Here is a 16331-nt window from a genome sequence, read left to right as displayed (position 1 = left end):
TTCAGGTCACCACTCGCCCTGGATTTGCGCTCGGCACCATGCGCGGCCCGGGCGCCCCTGCGTCGAGCGGCGCGGCCTGCAACGCCGCGACGGTGGCGCGCACCAGTTCCTCGATGGCGTGGCCGGCATCGGTGCCGTCGGCGCTGCCGCGCGACAGGCGCGTGACGCGCTCCGGCGTCACCAGCGTGTAGTAGAGCGCGCCGAGCAGGAAGTGGCTGCGCCAGACCAGATCGGTACGCGGAATATGCGGCAGGCTTTCATGAATCGCGTCGATGAAGGCATGGCTGGTGTCGTCGAAGGTCTGCGCGATGATCTTGCGCACGACCTCATTGCCCTCGGCCGACATGATCGCACGCAACCGCGTGAACCGCGTTCCGCCGCCGGCAAGATCGCTGCCGGACGTAAAGGCCGGCAACACATAGGCGCGCACGATCGCCTCGAGCCGGTCCTGCAGATCGCGCACCCGCCGCGCCGCCGCCAACAGCTCGGAGCGCCGGCGGTTCATCGGGCCGCAATGGCGCCGATAGATTTCCAGCAGCAGGCCGTCCTTGGTCCTGAAATGATAGGTCACGCTGCCCGGATTGGCGCCGGCGGCCTGCGCGATGTCGCGCACCGAGACGGCGTTGAAGCCGTAGGTCGAGAACAATTCCTCCGCCGCGGCGAGGATCGCCTCGCGCATGTTCGGCTTGCGGCTGGCGGCGGCCTTCACGTCAGACCTGGCAGGTTTGCGGACCATATTTGTACTATCGTCCAAACAATCCGGTCGCGTCAACAACGCCGCGCTGCACGCATCCGTCAGGATAGTTTGACGTCAGGCTCGGCACGACCCCGCGCGGCCGCCTCGAGCAGGAACGTCCTGCCATGCTCGGGATCGGCCGCACGCTGCGCCTCATCCATGTCCTGCCAGGCCGAGGTGACCAGCACGCGCGAGAAGTCGCGGCCGACGAATGCCGGGCAGCTCGATTGCCTCGCCGGTACGCGCAGCGAACGCAGATGCCGGCCGGTGGGATCGTAAACGTCGACGCATCCGTCGCCCCAGCGCGCGTTCCAGATCATCCCGTCGGCATCGACGATCGCGCCGTCGAGCCCGCCGCTGCCTCGATGCCTGATCAATTCGGTGGCCTCGCCGACCGGCAGTCCTGTTGATGGATCGAGCGGCACGCGATGCAGCACGTTGGTCGCGGTATCGGCGAAATAGCCGATGTCGCCCGCGGGCGAAAAGCAGATCGCATTCGGGATGGTGATCCCGGGATACAGCCGCACGATGCGGCCCCGGTGCAGCGCATAAATCGCGCCGGCCCCCTGCTCGGCATGGCGCCCCATGGTGCCGAGCCAGAACGTGCCCGACGGATGCACACGCGCATCGTTGGAGCGCGTCAGCGGATTGTCGGCCTCCAGCGCGGCGAACAGTTCCAGGCGGCCGGCGGCAACGTGCCGGACGTAAAGTCCATCTTCGGCAAGGATCAGCTGCCGCTCGCCGTCGATCCGCGCCAACGCACTCGCCATTTTCGGCAATGCGTGAATGACGGTGCGGCCACCTGCAAATCGATGCTCGAACAGCCGGCGCTCGCGGATATCGAACCACCAGGCGGTGTCGGTCGCCGCATTATAGGTCGGGCCTTCGCCGAGATGGCAACGCTCCGCCGACAGCACCGATGTCGGCACCTCTTCCGTCAGCGGCTCGGCGGCACGGTCGGTCATGGCGTCATTCACGCGGTTGAGAAGCGGTAGACGATGCTGCGCCGATAGAGCTGCCCCGGATCGAGACGCGCCGACGGGAAGTCGGGCCGGTTCGGCGTATCAGGCCAGGCATGCGGCTCGAGACAGAACGCGTCGGATTGCCGGTACAGACGACCGCCTTTGCCGGCGGTCGAGCCGTCGAGGAAATTGCCGGAATAGAACTGCAGTCCCGGCTGATCGGTGAAGAGCTCCATCACGCGGCCGCTGTGCGGCGCCTCGAGGCGAGCAGCAAGGCGAAGGCCCGCCCCCGAGGCCAGGCAGAAATTGTGGTCATAGCCGCGCCCGAGCCGCAGCTGCTCGTCATTCATCCTGATCCGCGCGCCGATGGCCGTGGGCTCGCGGAAGTCGAACGGCGTACCGTCGACCTGCCGCGGCGGACCCGGTAGCGGGATCGCCGTGGCGTCCACCGCGAGGAAATGGTCGGAGGCGATCGTCAGGCGGTGATCGAGGATCTGCATGCCCGAGCGCGCGCCCTCGAGATTGAAGAAACTGTGATTGGTGAGGTTGAGGCAGGTCGGCCGGTCGGTCGTCGCCTCGTAGGTGACCGAGAGCTCCATCGGACTGCGCACTCTGTAGGTCACTCGCGTCTGAAGGTTGCCGGGATAGCCCTCCTCGCCATGCGGGCTCTCGCACTCCAGCACCAGCGTCGGCCCCGGATCGTCAGATAGTTCGACGATCCGCCACAGCTTGCGATCAAAGCCCTGCACTCCGCCATGCAGCGCGTTGGGGCCGTTGTTGGCCTCGAGCCGCACGGTCTCGCCATCGAGCACGAAGCGCGCGCCGGCGATCCGGTTGGCGTAGCGCCCAATCGTCGCGCCGAAGAATTTGCGCTGTGCGAGATAGCCGTCGAGCTCGTCGTGGCCAAGCACGATGTCGTCGCAAGTCCCGTCACGATCCGGCGCAAGCAGCGCCAGCAGTGTGGCGCCGAAGGGAAGGATGGCGGCCTCAAAACCATGTTCGCCGCGCAAGATCACGCGCTCGACCACGGTGCCGTCGTGCAATTTGCCGAAGGGGGTGCGACCGATGCTGGCTGATGTCATTGTCAGTCCTCGAACGCCTCGACGAGGCGCCGTCGCCCCAGCATGAAGCTATCGGCGACAAGCCGCAAGGGCGCGAGGTCGACATCGGATTTTCCTTCCGAGGTCAGCGCGACGAAGCGGCGGTACAGCGCGGGATATTCCTCATCCGGCGCATCGACCACCAGCCTGCCGCCATCGCGCAGCTGCCTTCCACCTTTCGACAGCGTCACAGGCCCGGCATCGGTCTCGCACAGGATGTCCCAGCTCGGCGATCCGGTCTGGCGGAAATCGAATTCGGCGTGAATTGGCAAGCCGCCTGCGTCGGAAAGTTCGATCTCTGCCGCAATCGGCGCCTCCCGATTGGAGGGAAAATCCAACGCAGCACTCCTGACAAAGACCGCACGCGGCAGGATCTCGGTCAGGATCGACAGCGCGTTGATGCCGGGATCGAACACGCCGAAGCCACCCGCCTCGAAGATCCAGGCCTGGCCCGGGTGCCAGACGCGCACGTCTTCCTTCCAGATGATGGTCACCTTGTTGATGGTGCGTCCCGCGAGCAATTGCCGCGCCGGGCCGACCGCGGCCGCATAGCCCGAATGCCATGCGGCAAACAACGTCCGGCCCGCCTCCTGCGCGGCCGTGATCAGCGGCGTGAGTTCGCTTAACGTCGTGCCCGGCGGCTTCTCCAGCAGCACATGCTTGCCCGACGCGAGCGCGGCGGCGGCCTGCGCATGGCGCATCTGCGGTGGCGTACACAGCGCGACCGCGTCGATCTCCGGCCCGTCGCGCAACAGCTCCTGCAAATCGCGGAAATGCGGCAGGCCGGGCGGAGTCTTCACGGGATCAGCCACCGCAACGAGAGCCACGCCTGACGTCTTCGCGATCGCAGGCACGTGCTGCCGGCACGCGATCTCGCCATAACCGACGATGGCGATGCGAAGCAGGTCACTCATGGCCGTCCTCGCGTTGCGGTCCACCTGGCCGGCTGAAGTCGCCAGGCAGAATCATAAGCCAGCGCCGAATGCCGATGGCATGATGTGATTTTGGTTGCCGACACGCAAGTCCACGACGCTCTGTTGCGCGCCTCGCGGCCGGGGCATCGGCTTTGATCAATCAAGGCCGATGCGCCAGATTCCCGTTTTGACGGGCTTTGTTCGCGCGGACCGGTCACCGCTTCGCCCGAAATTGCGCTAGCGTGCGGCCTCAAACCCGCCGAGCACCGCCGTCAGATTGGCACCGAGGATGTCAGAGAGATAGCCGCCCTCCTGCACCAGCACCGTCGGCAGCCCGAAGCGGGCCAGCCCCTCGCCGATGCGGCGGAAGCCGCCGGTGGTGACGGCGAGACCGGCGAGCGGGTCCTTCTCGGAGGCGTCGAGACCGAGCGCTACCACGAGCGCGGTCGGGGCGAAGGAGCGGATCGCCTTCTCCGCCGCTGCGAGCGCCTTCATGTAGTCGTCGTCACCGGTGCCCTTGGCGAGGGGAATGTTGAGATTGGTGCCGAGGCCGCCTCCGGCGCCGCGCTCATGCGCATGGCCCCAAACGAAGGGGTAGAAGAACGACGGATCGGCGTGGATCGAGACGGTGAAGACATCGCCCCGCTCATAGAAGATGCCCTGCGTGCCGTTGCCGTGATGCACGTCGACGTCGAGGATCGCGACGCGCTCATGCTTCTGGCGCAGATGCTCGGCCGCAATCGCGCTGTTGTTGAGGAAGCAGAAGCCGCCGGCGAGGTCGCGATAGGCGTGGTGGCCGGGCGGACGGCACAGCGCGTAGACGGCGTCCTCGCCGTCCAGCACCATCTGCGCGGCGCTGACCGCGACGTCGCTCGCGGCGCAGGCGCCGGCCCAGGTGCCGGGACCGATCGGGGCCGCGGTGTCCATCGTGTGCCAGCCGAGCTTGCCGACGATATGAGCAGGGTACGTACCGGCATTGCGCACGGGGTGGATGTTCGCGATCATCTCCGGTCCGGCATTGCCGAGCGCCGACCATTCGTCCCAGGCGTCCGCGAGAAAGCTCAGATATTCCGGACTGTGCACGCGCGCCCGCGGCCCCTGCCCGAATCTGGTCGGCTCGATCAGCGTGTGCTTGCCGGCCTTCAGGCCCGCCAGCAGGCGGTCGGCGCGTTCGGGCTGCTCGGTGGTACGCTGGACCACACCGCGGACCAGGAAGAATTGCGGATCATGGCTGCGGTGCAGATCACTGTAGACGGCCTTCACGGGGACACTCCTGTTGGATCGGCGGCTGAGCTGGACAGAGCGAGGGCAATGTGCCGCACGCAAGCTTTGGCTTGCGCGTTGTACACTATCAGCGACGGCGACGGTCTGAAACCGAGCGCGATTTCATGCTATGCCCGCATGCAGCGCAATGATTGAAAGACGCAGGACGCGAAGTCCGGCCATGGCCAGCGGCAAGACGGAGACAGAGGAAGCGGCAACGGGGCGGCGCGGGCGGCCGCGCTCCGCCGCGACCACGGCCGCGATCCTGGAAGGCGCCTATCAGCTGATGGCGACGACCGGCCTCGCCGCGACCACCATCGACGCGATTGCCAGACATTCCAACGTCTCGAAGATGACGATCTACAAATGGTGGCCGTCGCGCGAAGCGTTGCTGATCGATGCCTTCCTCGACCAGGCCTCACGGGCCGTGCCGCTGCCTGAGGCGGGCAATCCGGTGGCCCGCATCCGCCGCCACGTTGCGACCTATGTCGAGGCGTTGCAGGGCGAGTTCGGCCGGGTGCAGCTCGCCGTGATCTCGGAATGCATCTCGAAGACCGGCACGGCGGAGCTGTTCTACGAGCGTTACCTCGGCCTGCGCCGCAGCAAGATGCTGGAGATCATCGCCGCCGGCCAGAAGGACGGCAGCATCGGCGCGCCGGGCGTCCCCGGCGATATCTATGACGCAATCTACGGCAGCCTGTTCTATCGCTACGTCTTCGGCATCAAGCCGTTGACGCCGGCCTACGCCCGCAATCTCGTCAATCTGGTGCTGCGGCCCCGCGCGGACGCTTGACTATCAAGCAGAGCGCTGGCGCTGACGGCGGAACCAGGCCCAGGTCTCGCGCGTGACGGCCCGGTAACTGCTGCCGCGATACACGATGTGGCCATCGACGATGGCGTTCAGCTTCGGCAGCGCATGGAACGGCACCGTGGGATAGGCGTGGTGCTCGACATGGTAAGGCATGTTCCAGGCGAACCATTTCATGATCCGGCCAGTCATCGTTGTGCGCGTGTTCTCGAACGCGCTCCGCGTCCGCTCGCAGCCGGTGTGCTCGGCATAGAGATAGGGGCGCAGGATGAGCTGACCGGCCAGGAGCGGCACGATCCACACCCAGAGCAGGATCGCACTGTGCAGCGCGAACGATGCCGCGAGCAACAGCAGATAGCCCGCGAGATAAAGCCGCGCCTCCAGCACGATCGAGGCGCGCTTGGGCTCCGGAATCCACGGCACGACCACCTTTCCGGTGAGTGCATGCCAAAACATCAGGCGGATGCGAACCAACACCTGCAGCAGTCCCGAATAGGCGATCGCGAGCTGGGTGTCCGACGCGGGCTTGGGGCCGACGATCAGCTCCGGGTCTTTCTCCGGATCCTGCGTGTAGCGGTGATGGTCCCAGTGAAACAGGCAGTAATATTGGTAGGGCAGTCCGATCATGAAGGCGGACAGATTGCCGACGACAAGGTTGAGCACTGGACTGCGGAACGCCGTCTTGTGCGCGGTCTCATGCACCACCATGAACAGGAACGCGACGAAGTAGCCCTGCACGGCAATCAGCGGCAGCGCCCATGGCAGATCGTAGCGCGATGAGATCAAGGAGATCAGCGCGCCGACGATGACGATCATCCCGTAATGGCTTGCCGCGCGCACCGCGCCGGCAAGGTTCGACTTTGTCGACAGATCGCGCAAGGTTAGCGGGCTGAGCGGCTTCAGGCGGGGTCCGACGTCACTGGTCTCTGCGGTGCTCATGGTCGTCTCACCTGTCAGCGTTGCAGCAGCGCCGAGATTTCGGCGTTGATGAAGGCGCGGTCTGCGGCGTTGTTGGCGGGATTGCCGGCCCGGTGCCCATGGATCGACGGAATCGCGTGCAGCGCGGCCGAGCGCGCGTTGACCAGGCGGCCGAGTTCAGCCTCGTTGTCGCGCGGGTCGAAATAGCGATCGGTACGACCCGGCATCAGCAGGATATGCGCCTTGATCGCGGCCAGCGCCCGGTCGAAGTCGCCGCCGAATTGATCGCAACGGCTGATATCGCCGGCCTGCCAGATCGCGATCTGCGCCAGCAGATCATTCGCATCGCGCCGTGCGAAGGCACCGTCCCAGGATCCCGCGAGGTAGTCTTCCAGCGAGTTAAAGCCGGCCGCGCGCCAGACTTCCTCGCGATAGAACTCATGCGACATCGCCCAGCCGGCATAGACGCGCCCCATCGCACGAAGGCCCGCCGCGGGCTTGCTGACGAAGCGGCCGTCCCGGTAGGCCGGGTCGGCGGTCAGCGCGGCCTTCACGCCTTCGAGGAACACATGATTATACGGCGAGCACCGCGCGCTGCCGCAAACCACGGCTGCGCGCTCGACCATGTCGGGATATCGCGCGACCCAGTGATAGGCCTGCATGCCGCCCATCGACCAGCCATAGACCAGCGCGAGCCTGGTCACGCCGAAGCGCTCGGCCAGCAGCCGCCGCTGGATCGCGACCGCGTCATGATAGGTGAAGGCAGGAAACGGCGCGCCGCCGAGCACCTCGGCCGAATTCGACGGCGAGGACGACAGGCCATTGCCGAACAGATTCGCGATGACGATGAAGTAGCGCCCGGGATCGAGCGCGCCGCCCGGCTGCACCAGCCATTCGATGTCCGCGTGCTGTGCGGCAAACGACGTCGGATAGAGGATGACGTTGTCCCGCGCCGCGCTCGGCGTGCCATAGGTCTTGTAGGCGAGCCTCAGTTGCGGAAACACGGCACCGCCCTGCAGCGTCACATCACCTGCCTCGAACACCTCATAGTCGCGCGGCGTGGTCATCGGCATTCGACCTCGAGCAGCCGGGCGCAACGCTGCGCCCAAAATAACTGTACTAATAGTACAGTAAATACGAAGCCCTGGCAATAGCGGCAAAGGTGGAATGACACCGGGCCGATCCATTCAAAATCGGTATGGATCAATACCCGTTTCGGCTTGGACCCATTGTCGTCATCTCTCTAGGACAAACCCCGAGGAAATTTTCGAGGAGGCGCTAATGAGCGCAATTGTGTCCGCCGCAGACACGCGGCGATCCCGCGTCCGGCTCTTGATCGTGACGATGCTGTTTCTCGTCACCACCGTGAACTATGCCGATCGCGCCACGCTCTCGATCGCCGGCCCCGCCCTTTCCAAGGAACTGCATCTCGATCCCGTCGCGATGGGCTACGTGTTCTCGGCGTTCGGCTGGTCCTATGCGGTCGCGCAGGTGCCGTGCGGCTGGCTGCTCGACCGCTTCGGCTCCAAATGGGTCTATGCGCTCAGCATCATCGTCTGGTCGATCTTCACCGCGATGCAGGGCCTGGTCGGGTTCCTCTCCGCGGGCGCGGCCGTGGTCCTGCTGTTCGGCCTGCGCTTTCTGGTCGGCATCGCCGAGGCGCCGTCATTCCCGGCTAACGCCCGCATCGTCGCCTCCTGGTTCCCCGGCAATGAGCGCGGCACCGCCTCGGCCTTTTTCAATTCGGGGCAGTATTTCGCCACCGTGATCTTCGCGCCGCTGATGGGCTGGATCGCCCATGAGTATGGCTGGCGCCATGTGTTCTACGTGATGGGTGCGCTCGGCATCGTCATGGGCATTGCCTGGATCAAGACCATCTACGAGCCGAAGGAGCACCCCGCGATCAACGAGGCCGAGTTCGACTACATCAAGCAGGGCGGCGCGCTGGTCGACATGGACGCGACGAAGGACGGCAAGGCCCATGACGGCGGCCCGCGCTGGGACCACATCCGCCAGCTGCTCGCCAACCGGATGATGCTCGGCGTCTATATCGGCCAGTACTGCATCAACACCCTGACCTACTTCTTCCTGACCTGGTTCCCGGTCTATCTGGTGAAGGAGCGCGGGCTGTCGATCCTGCAGGCCGGCTTCGTCGCGACCTTGCCGGCGCTGTGCGGCTTTATCGGCGGCGTGCTCGGCGGCGTGATCTCGGACCATATCCTGCGCCGCACCGGCTCGCTGACCATGGCGCGCAAAATCCCGATCGTCGGCGGCATGCTGCTGTCGATGTCGATTATCGCCTGCAACTATGTCGACGGCCAGGCGCTGGTGGTCGGCTTCATGGCGCTCGCCTTCTTCGGCAAGGGCATCGGCGCGCTCGGCTGGGCGGTCGTCTCCGACACCTCGCCGAAGGAAGCCGGCGGGGTCTCCGGCGGTCTGTTCAACACCTTCGGCAATCTGTCCTCGATCACCACGCCGATCATCATCGGTTACATCCTCGCCGCCACCGGCTCGTTCAACGGCGCGCTGGTGTTCGTCGGTGCCAACGCGCTGGTCGCGGCGATCGCCTATCTGTTCATCGTCGGCGAGATCAAGCGGGTGCAGCTGAAGGCGGCCTGAGCCGGGCCTGAACGCGCTTCACCTCTCCCCGCCCTTCCGCGGGGAGAGCTCGAAATTCGCACAGCGAATTTCGGGTGAGGGGCGAAGCAACTCTCCGCAAAGACAGTCCTTCCGACTCGTTCGGATCAATTGAGGCGGCCGTTGCGCAGAGAGAGCCCCTCACCCCAACCCTCTCCCCGTAAGAACGGGGAGAGGGAGCAGAAAACCAAACGGCGGCTTCGGCCGCCGTCTTTGTCTGCTTTTGTCTTCTTGGCCAGTGGGAGGCATCGATGCTAGAACGCACAAATCCCCGTTCGATCCATTCCGGGTTAGCATCGATGTTCGACCTGAGCCAGCTCCGCTGCTTTGTCACGGTGGCCGAGGAATTGCACTTCGGCCGCGCCGCGGCGCGGCTCAACATGACGCAGCCGCCGCTGAGCCGGCAGATCCAGGTGCTCGAGCACATCATCGACGCGCCGCTGTTGGAACGCACCAGCCGCTCGGTGCGGCTGACGCCGGCCGGACGCAGCTTCCTGCCCGAGGCGCGGCGCATCCTCAAGCTCGCGGAATCCGCCTCGCAGGTTGCCCGCCGCATCGCGCTCGGCAAGACCGGCTCGCTCAAGATCGGCTTCACCGCCGCGGCCGCCTACGGCTTCCTGCCCGACCTGATCGCGGCCTGCCGCTCGCGCCTGCCCGAGGTCGATTTTTCGCTGAAGGAGATGGTCTCCGGCGATCAGTTCGAGGCGCTCACCACCGGGCAGATCGATGCCGGCCTGCTGCGTCCACCGATCGCGCGGCCGGAATTCGCAAGCCGGCGCGTCGTGGCCGAGCCGTTGCTCGCCGCGATCCCGAAGAAGCATCCGCTGGCCGCGGCCGAGACCGTCAGCATCAAGGATTTCGACGACCAGCCTTTCGTGATGTATTCGCCTCATGAGGCGCGCTACTTCCACGATCTGCTGGTGTCGATGTTCACGCGCGCCGACGTGCTGCCGCGCTATGTCCAGCATCTCAGCCAGATCCATTCGATCCTCGCCATGGTGCGCGCCGGGCTCGGCGTTGCGATCGTGCCGGAAGCGGCCGCGAGCCTGAAGATCGCGGAGGTCAAGCTGAAGCCGCTGAAGCTGCGATCACCCGTGCCGGTCGAGCTGTTCATGGTGTGGCGGCGCGATCACGAGAACCAGCTGCTGCCTTCACTGATCGAGATCGCAACCGAAATCGCAGCGCCGCATCTGCGCGGCGATTGATGCAGATTGCGCATCGCTCGATACCGCGTTTGGCTTGGACGCGCATCGAACCATTCCCTAGAAATTCCGCCATGGACGCGCGCTGCTCGCGCATCCCGTTCCCAGAAACATTCAAGGAGTGGCGCCATGAGCAAGATGACCCCTCAGGAGATGGCCGCCAGAATCGGTGGCGGCCTCCTGTCCTTCCCCGTGACCCCGTTCAACGCGGACTATTCGTTCGACGAGGCGACCTATCGCGCCAACATGGACTGGCTGTGCGGCTATGACGTTGCCGGCCTGTTCGCCGCCGGCGGCACCGGCGAGTTCTTCTCGCTGACGCCGAGTGAAGTTCCCCACGTCGTGAAGATCGCGGTCGACGAGACCAAGGGCCGCGTTCCCGTGCTGGCCGGCACCGGCTACGGCACCGCGATCGCGCGCGAGATCGCTGTTGGCGCCGAGCAGGCCGGCGCCGACGGTCTACTGCTGCTGCCGCCCTATCTGACACATGCCGAGCAGGACGGCCTTGCGGCGCATGTCGAGGCGGTGTGCGCGTCGGTCAAGATCGGCGTCATCGTCTACAACCGCGACAATGCGATCCTGCAGCCCGATACACTGGCGCGCCTCTGCGAGCGCTGCCCGAACCTCGTCGGCTACAAGGACGGCATCGGCGACATCGAGCTGATGACCCGTGTCCATACCCGGCTCGGCGATCGCCTGACCTATATCGGCGGCCTGCCGACCGCGGAGACCTTTGCCCTGCCCTATCTCGACATGGGCGTCACCACCTATTCGTCGGCTGTGTTCAATTTCGTGCCGGAATTCGCCACCAAATTCTACGCCGCGGTGCGCCGGCGCGATCATCAGACCATCCATGCAGGGTTGAAGGATTTCGTCCTGCCGCTGATCGCGATACGCAACCGCAAGAAGGGTTATGCGGTGTCGATCATCAAGGCCGGCATGAAGGTGATCGGCCGCTACTCCGGCCCGGTGCGGCCGCCGCTCACCGATCTCACCGCGCAGGAGACCGCCGAGCTCGCCGCACTGGTGGCCAAGCTGCCGCGGGCCGCCGCGCAGCAGGCGGCAGAATAAGCTGAACGGCCGCGAAAACAGCAAAGAACGAAGGGAGGAGCAGATGATCCAGGACACGATCCGCACCGGCTTTGCCGGCGCACCTGTTGTCACGGCGATGGAGGTGATCCCGGTCGCCGGCCGCGACGGCATGCTCCTCAATCTGAGCGGCGCGCATGCGCCGTTCTTCACCCGCAACCTCGTTATCCTCACCGACAACTCCGGCCACACCGGCGTCGGCGAGGTGCCGGGCGGCGAGAAGATCAAGAAGACGCTCGAGGACGCCCGCGACCTCGTCGTCGGCCAGACCATCGGCGCCTACAACAACATCCTGGCCTCGATGCGCCAGGCCTTCGCCGACCGCGACGCCGACGGCCGCGGCAAGCAGACCTTCGATCTCCGCGTCACCATCCATGCGGTCACCGCGGTCGAATCCGCGCTGCTCGATCTGCTCGGCCAGCATCTCAATCTCCCGGTCGCAGCGCTGCTCGGCGAAGGCCAGCAGCGCACCAGCGTCGAGACGCTCGGCTACCTCTTCTTTGTCGGCGATCGCAGGAAGACCAGCCTTCCCTACGTCGAGGGCGAGACCGGCAAGCCCGACTGGTTCAATCTGCGCCATCAAGTCGCGATGACGCCGGAGGCGATCGTGCGCCTCGCCGAAGCGACGCAGGCGCATTACGGCTTTGCCGATTTCAAGCTCAAGGGCGGCGTGCTCAGGGGCGAAGAGGAGATCGAGGCCGTCACCGCAATTGCAAAACGCTTCCCGAAGGCGCGCGTCACGCTGGACCCGAACGGCGCCTGGTCGCTCGACGAGGCGATCCGGCTGTGCAGCAACATGCATGGCGTGCTCGCCTATGCCGAGGACCCCTGCGGCGCCGAGGCCGGGTTCTCCGGCCGCGAGATCATGGCCGAGTTCCGCCGCGCCACCGGGCTGCCGACCGCGACCAACATGATCGCGACCGACTGGCGCCAGCTCTCGCACGCATTGCGGCTTGGCGCGGTCGACATTCCGCTCGCCGATCCGCATTTCTGGACCATGCAGGGCTCGGTGCGGGTGGCGCAGACCTGCCGCGACAACGGCCTGACCTGGGGCTCGCACTCCAACAACCATTTCGATATTTCGCTGGCGATGTTCACCCATGTCGGCGCTGCCGCGCCCGGCAAGGTGACCGCGATCGACACCCACTGGATCTGGCAGGACGGCCAGGCGTTGACGCGCCAGCCGCTGCAGATCAAGGGCGGCAAGATCGCGATCCCGGATCGGCCGGGCCTCGGCATCGAGCTCGATCGCGGTGCCATCGAGGCTGCGAACGCGCTATACAAGCAGCATGGTCTCGGCGCCCGCGACGACGCGCTGGCCATGCAGTTCCTGATCCAGGGGTGGACCTTCGACGACAAGCGTCCCTGCCTCGTGCGCTAAAAAAAGAAAGGTTGGAAACATGACCGCTCACCAGAAGAACTTCATCGCCGGCGAATGGGTCGACGGAACAGGCATCACGCGGGACATCAACCCGTCCAACACCAAGGATGTGGTCGGCGAATACGCCAAGGCCGACAAGGCGCAGACCGAAAAGGCGATCGCCGCGGCGAAGGCCGCATTCCCGGCCTGGGCGCGCTCGACGCCGCAGGAGCGCTTCGACGCGCTGACCAGGATTTCCGTCGAAATCCTCGCCCGCAAGGAAGAGCTCGGCCGCCTGCTCGCCCGCGAGGAGGGCAAGACGCTCCCCGAGGGTATCGGCGAGGTGGCGCGCGCCGGGCAGATCTTTGCGTTCTTCGCCGGCGAAGCGCTGCGGCTGATGGGCGAGAAGGGCGCATCGGTGCGCCCCGGCCTCGACGTCGAGATCACCCGCGAGCCGGTCGGCGTCGTCGGTATGATCACGCCGTGGAACTTCCCGATCGCGATCCCGGCCTGGAAGATCGCGCCGGCGCTCTGCTACGGCAACGCCGTCGTGTTCAAGCCGGCGGAGCTGGTGCCGGGCTCGGCGCACGCGCTGTCCGAGATCATCGCGCGTTCCGGCATTCCCTCCGGCGTGTTCAACCTCGTGGTCGGCTCGGGGTCGGTGGTCGGCCAGACCCTGCTCGATCATCCCGACGTCGCCGCGATCTCGTTCACCGGCTCGGTTCAGACCGGCCGCAAGATCGCGCAGGCCTGCGTGCTCTCCAATCCCATGAAGAAGTTCCAGCTCGAGATGGGCGGCAAGAACCCGCTGGTCGTGCTCGACGACGCCGACGTGAAGGTCGCGGTCGAGGTCGCGGTCAACGGCGCCTATTTCTCGACGGGACAGCGCTGCACGGCGTCTTCGCGCCTGATCGTCACAGCAGGAATTCACGATCGCTTCGTCGCCGCGATGACCGAGCGCATGAAAGGGCTCTCCGTGGACGACGCGCTGAAGAGCGGCGTGCATGTCGGCCCGGTCGTCGACCAGAGCCAGCTCGACCAGGACCTCCGCTATATCAAGATCGGCCAGGACGAAGGCGCCCGCCTGCATTGGGGCGGCGAGCTGCTCAACCGCGAGACGCCCGGCTTCTATCTGCAGCCGGCGCTGTTCACCGAGGCGACCAATCAGATGCGCATCGCGCGCGAGGAGATCTTTGGCCCGGTCGCCTGCGTGATCCGCGCCAAGGATTATGAAGAGGCGCTGGCGATCTCCAACGACACCGAGTTCGGCCTCGCCTCGGGCATCTGCACCACCAGTCTGAAATACGCCTCGCATTACAAGCGCAACAGCGAGGCCGGCATGGTGATGGTCAACCTGCCGACCGCCGGCGTCGACTACCACGTCCCGTTCGGCGGCCGCAAAGGCTCGAGCTACGGCGCGCGCGAACAGGGCGCCTATGCCCGCGAGTTCTACACCACGGTGAAGACGGCTTACACCTTCCCGGGCTGAAGCAGTTGAAACAGAGTGCAGCCGCGTAAGACGCTGCGCCCGTCCTGCTTGCGGGGAGGGTCGGGGTGGGGGCTCTCTCCACGAATCATGCAGTGGATGGAGCCCCCACCCGGATCGCATCATTCGATGCGACACAGCCGAAGCTTCGCTTCGGCGTTCTTAAGGACGGCCGCCGAAGGCGGCCTACGCCTCCCCCGCAAGCGGGAGAGGTGAAACAAAGTCAGGAGAAGCCTCATGGACCAGTCGATCGGCGCGCAGGAGCAGCCCCGCTACATCAAGCTCAACGAGCGCGACAACGTCGCGATCGTCGTGAATGATTTCGGGCTGCCCGCCGGCTCCCGCTTCGCCTCGGGCCTGACGCTGCGCGCCTTCGTGCCGCAGGGCCACAAGACCGCGCTGGAAGACATCGCCGAGGGCGCACCCATTATCCGCTATGGCGAGGTGATCGGCACGGCGCTGTCGCCGATCCTGGCCGGCGAATGGGTCGACGAGGCACGCATCCGCATGCCCGACGCGCCGCCGCTCGATCAGCTCGAGGTCGCGACCGCGGTGCCGCCCGCGCTGCCGCCGCTCGAGGGCTTCACCTTCGAGGGCTATCGCAATCCCGACGGCTCGGTCGGCACCAAGAACATCCTCGGCATCTCCTCCTCCGTGCAATGCGTCAAGGGCACGATGGAATATGCGGTCAAGCGCATCCGCGCCGAGCTCTTGCCGAAATATCCCAATGTCGACGACGTCGTGCCGCTGACCCACGCCTATGGCTGCGGCGTCGCGATCACGGCGCCCGATGCCGTGGTGCCGATCCGCACCCTGCAGAATCTCGCGCTCAATCCGAATTTCGGCGGCGAGATCCTCGTCGTCGGGCTCGGCTGCGAGAAGCTCGCGCCGGAACGGCTGGTGCCGGAGGGCGTCGGCGATGCCATCGTGCGGATGCAGGACGAGGCCTTCGATGGCTTCGGCGCCATCGTCGATGCCATCATGACCCAGGCCGAAGCCCGGCTGAAGGTGCTCAACACGCGCAAGCGCGAGACCTGCCCGGCCGCTGACCTTGTGATCGGCCTGCAATGCGGCGGCAGCGACGCATTCTCCGGCGTCACCGCGAACCCCGCGGTGGGCTTTGCCGCGGATCTTCTGGTGCGTGCCGGCGCGACCGTGATGTTCTCGGAAGTGACCGAGGTGCGCGACGCTATCGCGCTGCTGACCCGCCGCGCCGTCAACGAGGATGTCGGCCGCGCGTTGATCCGCGAGATGGAATGGTATGACGCCTATCTCGCCCGCGGCGGCGCCGACCGCAGCGCCAACACCACGCCGGGCAACAAGAAGGGCGGTCTCGCCAACATCGTAGAGAAGTCGCTCGGCTCGATCGTCAAGTCCGGCTCAGGCCCGATCGCTGGCGTGCTGTCGCCGGGCGAGAAGGCGCGGCAGAAGGGCATGCTGTTTGCGGCGACGCCCGCCAGCGATTTCATCTGCGGCACGCTGCAGCTCGCCTCCGGCATGACCTTGCAGGTGTTCACCACCGGCCGCGGCACGCCCTATGGCCTGGCCGCCGCCCCGGTCATCAAGGTCGCAACCCGCAGCGAGCTGGCACGGCGCTGGAAGGACCTGATCGATTTCGACGCCGGCTGCATCGCCACCGGCGAGAAGACCATCGAGGAAACCGGCTGGGACCTGTTTCGTCTGATCCTCGACGTCGCGAGCGGGCGCACCAAGCCGTGGTCGGACCGCTGGGGCATCCACAATGATCTGACGCTGTTCAACCCGGCGCCGGTGACCTGAGCATCCGCAGCTCCTTAACCATCCGTTAGCCACGTCCTGACCCGCCGGGGAACGTCGCAATTCGATTCAAATTGTCT

General features: G+C 65.9%; 14 protein-coding genes. 7 read left to right on the top strand and 7 right to left on the bottom strand.

Annotated features, from left to right (window positions below; all coding sequences use genetic code 11):
* Window position 1: 1 nt before the first annotated feature.
* From JEY66_RS10325 to JEY66_RS10305, 5 genes are all read right to left on the bottom strand, one after another.
* Window positions 2–736 (bottom strand): TetR/AcrR family transcriptional regulator, encoded by a 735-nt coding sequence (locus JEY66_RS10325; RefSeq protein ID WP_016846182.1) that lies wholly within the window; start codon window positions 734–736, stop codon window positions 2–4.
* 59 nt (window positions 737–795) lie between these two features.
* Entirely contained in the window at window positions 796–1701 is a 906-nt protein-coding gene (locus JEY66_RS10320) for an SMP-30/gluconolactonase/LRE family protein (protein ID WP_038378846.1), read from the bottom strand.
* 8 nt (window positions 1702–1709) lie between these two features.
* A complete protein-coding gene (locus tag JEY66_RS10315; RefSeq protein WP_016846180.1) occupies window positions 1710–2780 on the bottom strand; it encodes an aldose epimerase family protein in 1071 nt (356 codons plus the stop codon).
* 2 nt (window positions 2781–2782) lie between these two features.
* On the bottom strand, window positions 2783–3712 hold the full coding sequence (locus tag JEY66_RS10310; protein WP_026193277.1) for a Gfo/Idh/MocA family protein: 930 nt from the start codon (window positions 3710–3712) through the stop codon (window positions 2783–2785).
* 237 nt (window positions 3713–3949) lie between these two features.
* Window positions 3950–4975 carry a histone deacetylase family protein gene (locus JEY66_RS10305; protein ID WP_016846178.1) on the bottom strand — a complete coding sequence of 342 codons (1026 nt, stop codon included), beginning with the start codon at window positions 4973–4975 and terminating at the stop codon, window positions 3950–3952.
* A gap of 181 nt (window positions 4976–5156) precedes the next feature.
* On the opposite strand from JEY66_RS10305, the gene JEY66_RS10300 reads away from it, so the two are divergent.
* Entirely contained in the window at window positions 5157–5768 is a 612-nt protein-coding gene (locus tag JEY66_RS10300; RefSeq protein WP_016846177.1) for a TetR/AcrR family transcriptional regulator, read from the top strand.
* Between the two features lie 3 nt (window positions 5769–5771).
* On the opposite strand, the gene JEY66_RS10295 is transcribed toward JEY66_RS10300, so the two are convergent.
* Together JEY66_RS10295 and JEY66_RS10290 are read right to left on the bottom strand one after the other, a co-directional pair.
* Complete coding sequence (locus JEY66_RS10295; protein ID WP_016846176.1) at window positions 5772–6722, bottom strand: fatty acid desaturase; 951 nt, start codon at window positions 6720–6722, stop codon at window positions 5772–5774.
* A gap of 14 nt (window positions 6723–6736) precedes the next feature.
* Entirely contained in the window at window positions 6737–7768 is a 1032-nt protein-coding gene (locus JEY66_RS10290; RefSeq protein ID WP_026193278.1) for an alpha/beta fold hydrolase, read from the bottom strand.
* A gap of 214 nt (window positions 7769–7982) precedes the next feature.
* On the opposite strand from JEY66_RS10290, the gene JEY66_RS10285 reads away from it, so the two are divergent.
* The 6 genes from JEY66_RS10285 (at window position 7983) to garD (ending at window position 16254) form a co-directional block, all read left to right on the top strand.
* On the top strand, window positions 7983–9320 hold the full coding sequence (locus JEY66_RS10285; RefSeq protein ID WP_018273414.1) for an MFS transporter: 1338 nt from the start codon (window positions 7983–7985) through the stop codon (window positions 9318–9320).
* Window positions 9321–9637: 317 nt separating this feature from the next.
* Window positions 9638–10543: a LysR family transcriptional regulator gene (locus tag JEY66_RS10280; protein ID WP_018273415.1), complete on the top strand. Its 906-nt coding sequence runs from the start codon at window positions 9638–9640 to the stop codon at window positions 10541–10543.
* A 126-nt stretch (window positions 10544–10669) separates the two neighbouring features.
* A complete protein-coding gene (kdgD, locus tag JEY66_RS10275) occupies window positions 10670–11611 on the top strand; it encodes a 5-dehydro-4-deoxyglucarate dehydratase (RefSeq protein ID WP_018273416.1) in 942 nt (313 codons plus the stop codon).
* Between the two features lie 43 nt (window positions 11612–11654).
* Window positions 11655–13010 (top strand): glucarate dehydratase, encoded by a 1356-nt coding sequence (gudD, locus tag JEY66_RS10270; protein ID WP_016843487.1) that lies wholly within the window; start codon window positions 11655–11657, stop codon window positions 13008–13010.
* Window positions 13011–13029: 19 nt separating this feature from the next.
* A complete protein-coding gene (locus JEY66_RS10265) occupies window positions 13030–14478 on the top strand; it encodes an aldehyde dehydrogenase family protein (RefSeq protein ID WP_016843486.1) in 1449 nt (482 codons plus the stop codon).
* 234 nt (window positions 14479–14712) lie between these two features.
* Window positions 14713–16254, top strand: coding sequence for a galactarate dehydratase (garD, locus tag JEY66_RS10260; protein ID WP_016843485.1), 1542 nt, complete (start codon window positions 14713–14715; stop codon window positions 16252–16254).
* The last annotated feature ends 77 nt before the right edge of the window (window positions 16255–16331 follow it).

The sequence above is a fragment of the Bradyrhizobium elkanii USDA 76 genome (assembly GCF_023278185.1).
In the GTDB taxonomy this organism is placed as follows: domain Bacteria; phylum Pseudomonadota; class Alphaproteobacteria; order Rhizobiales; family Xanthobacteraceae; genus Bradyrhizobium; species Bradyrhizobium elkanii.
Note: the sequence above shows the minus strand (reverse complement) of the source record. Positions and strands in the feature narration are given on the sequence as shown.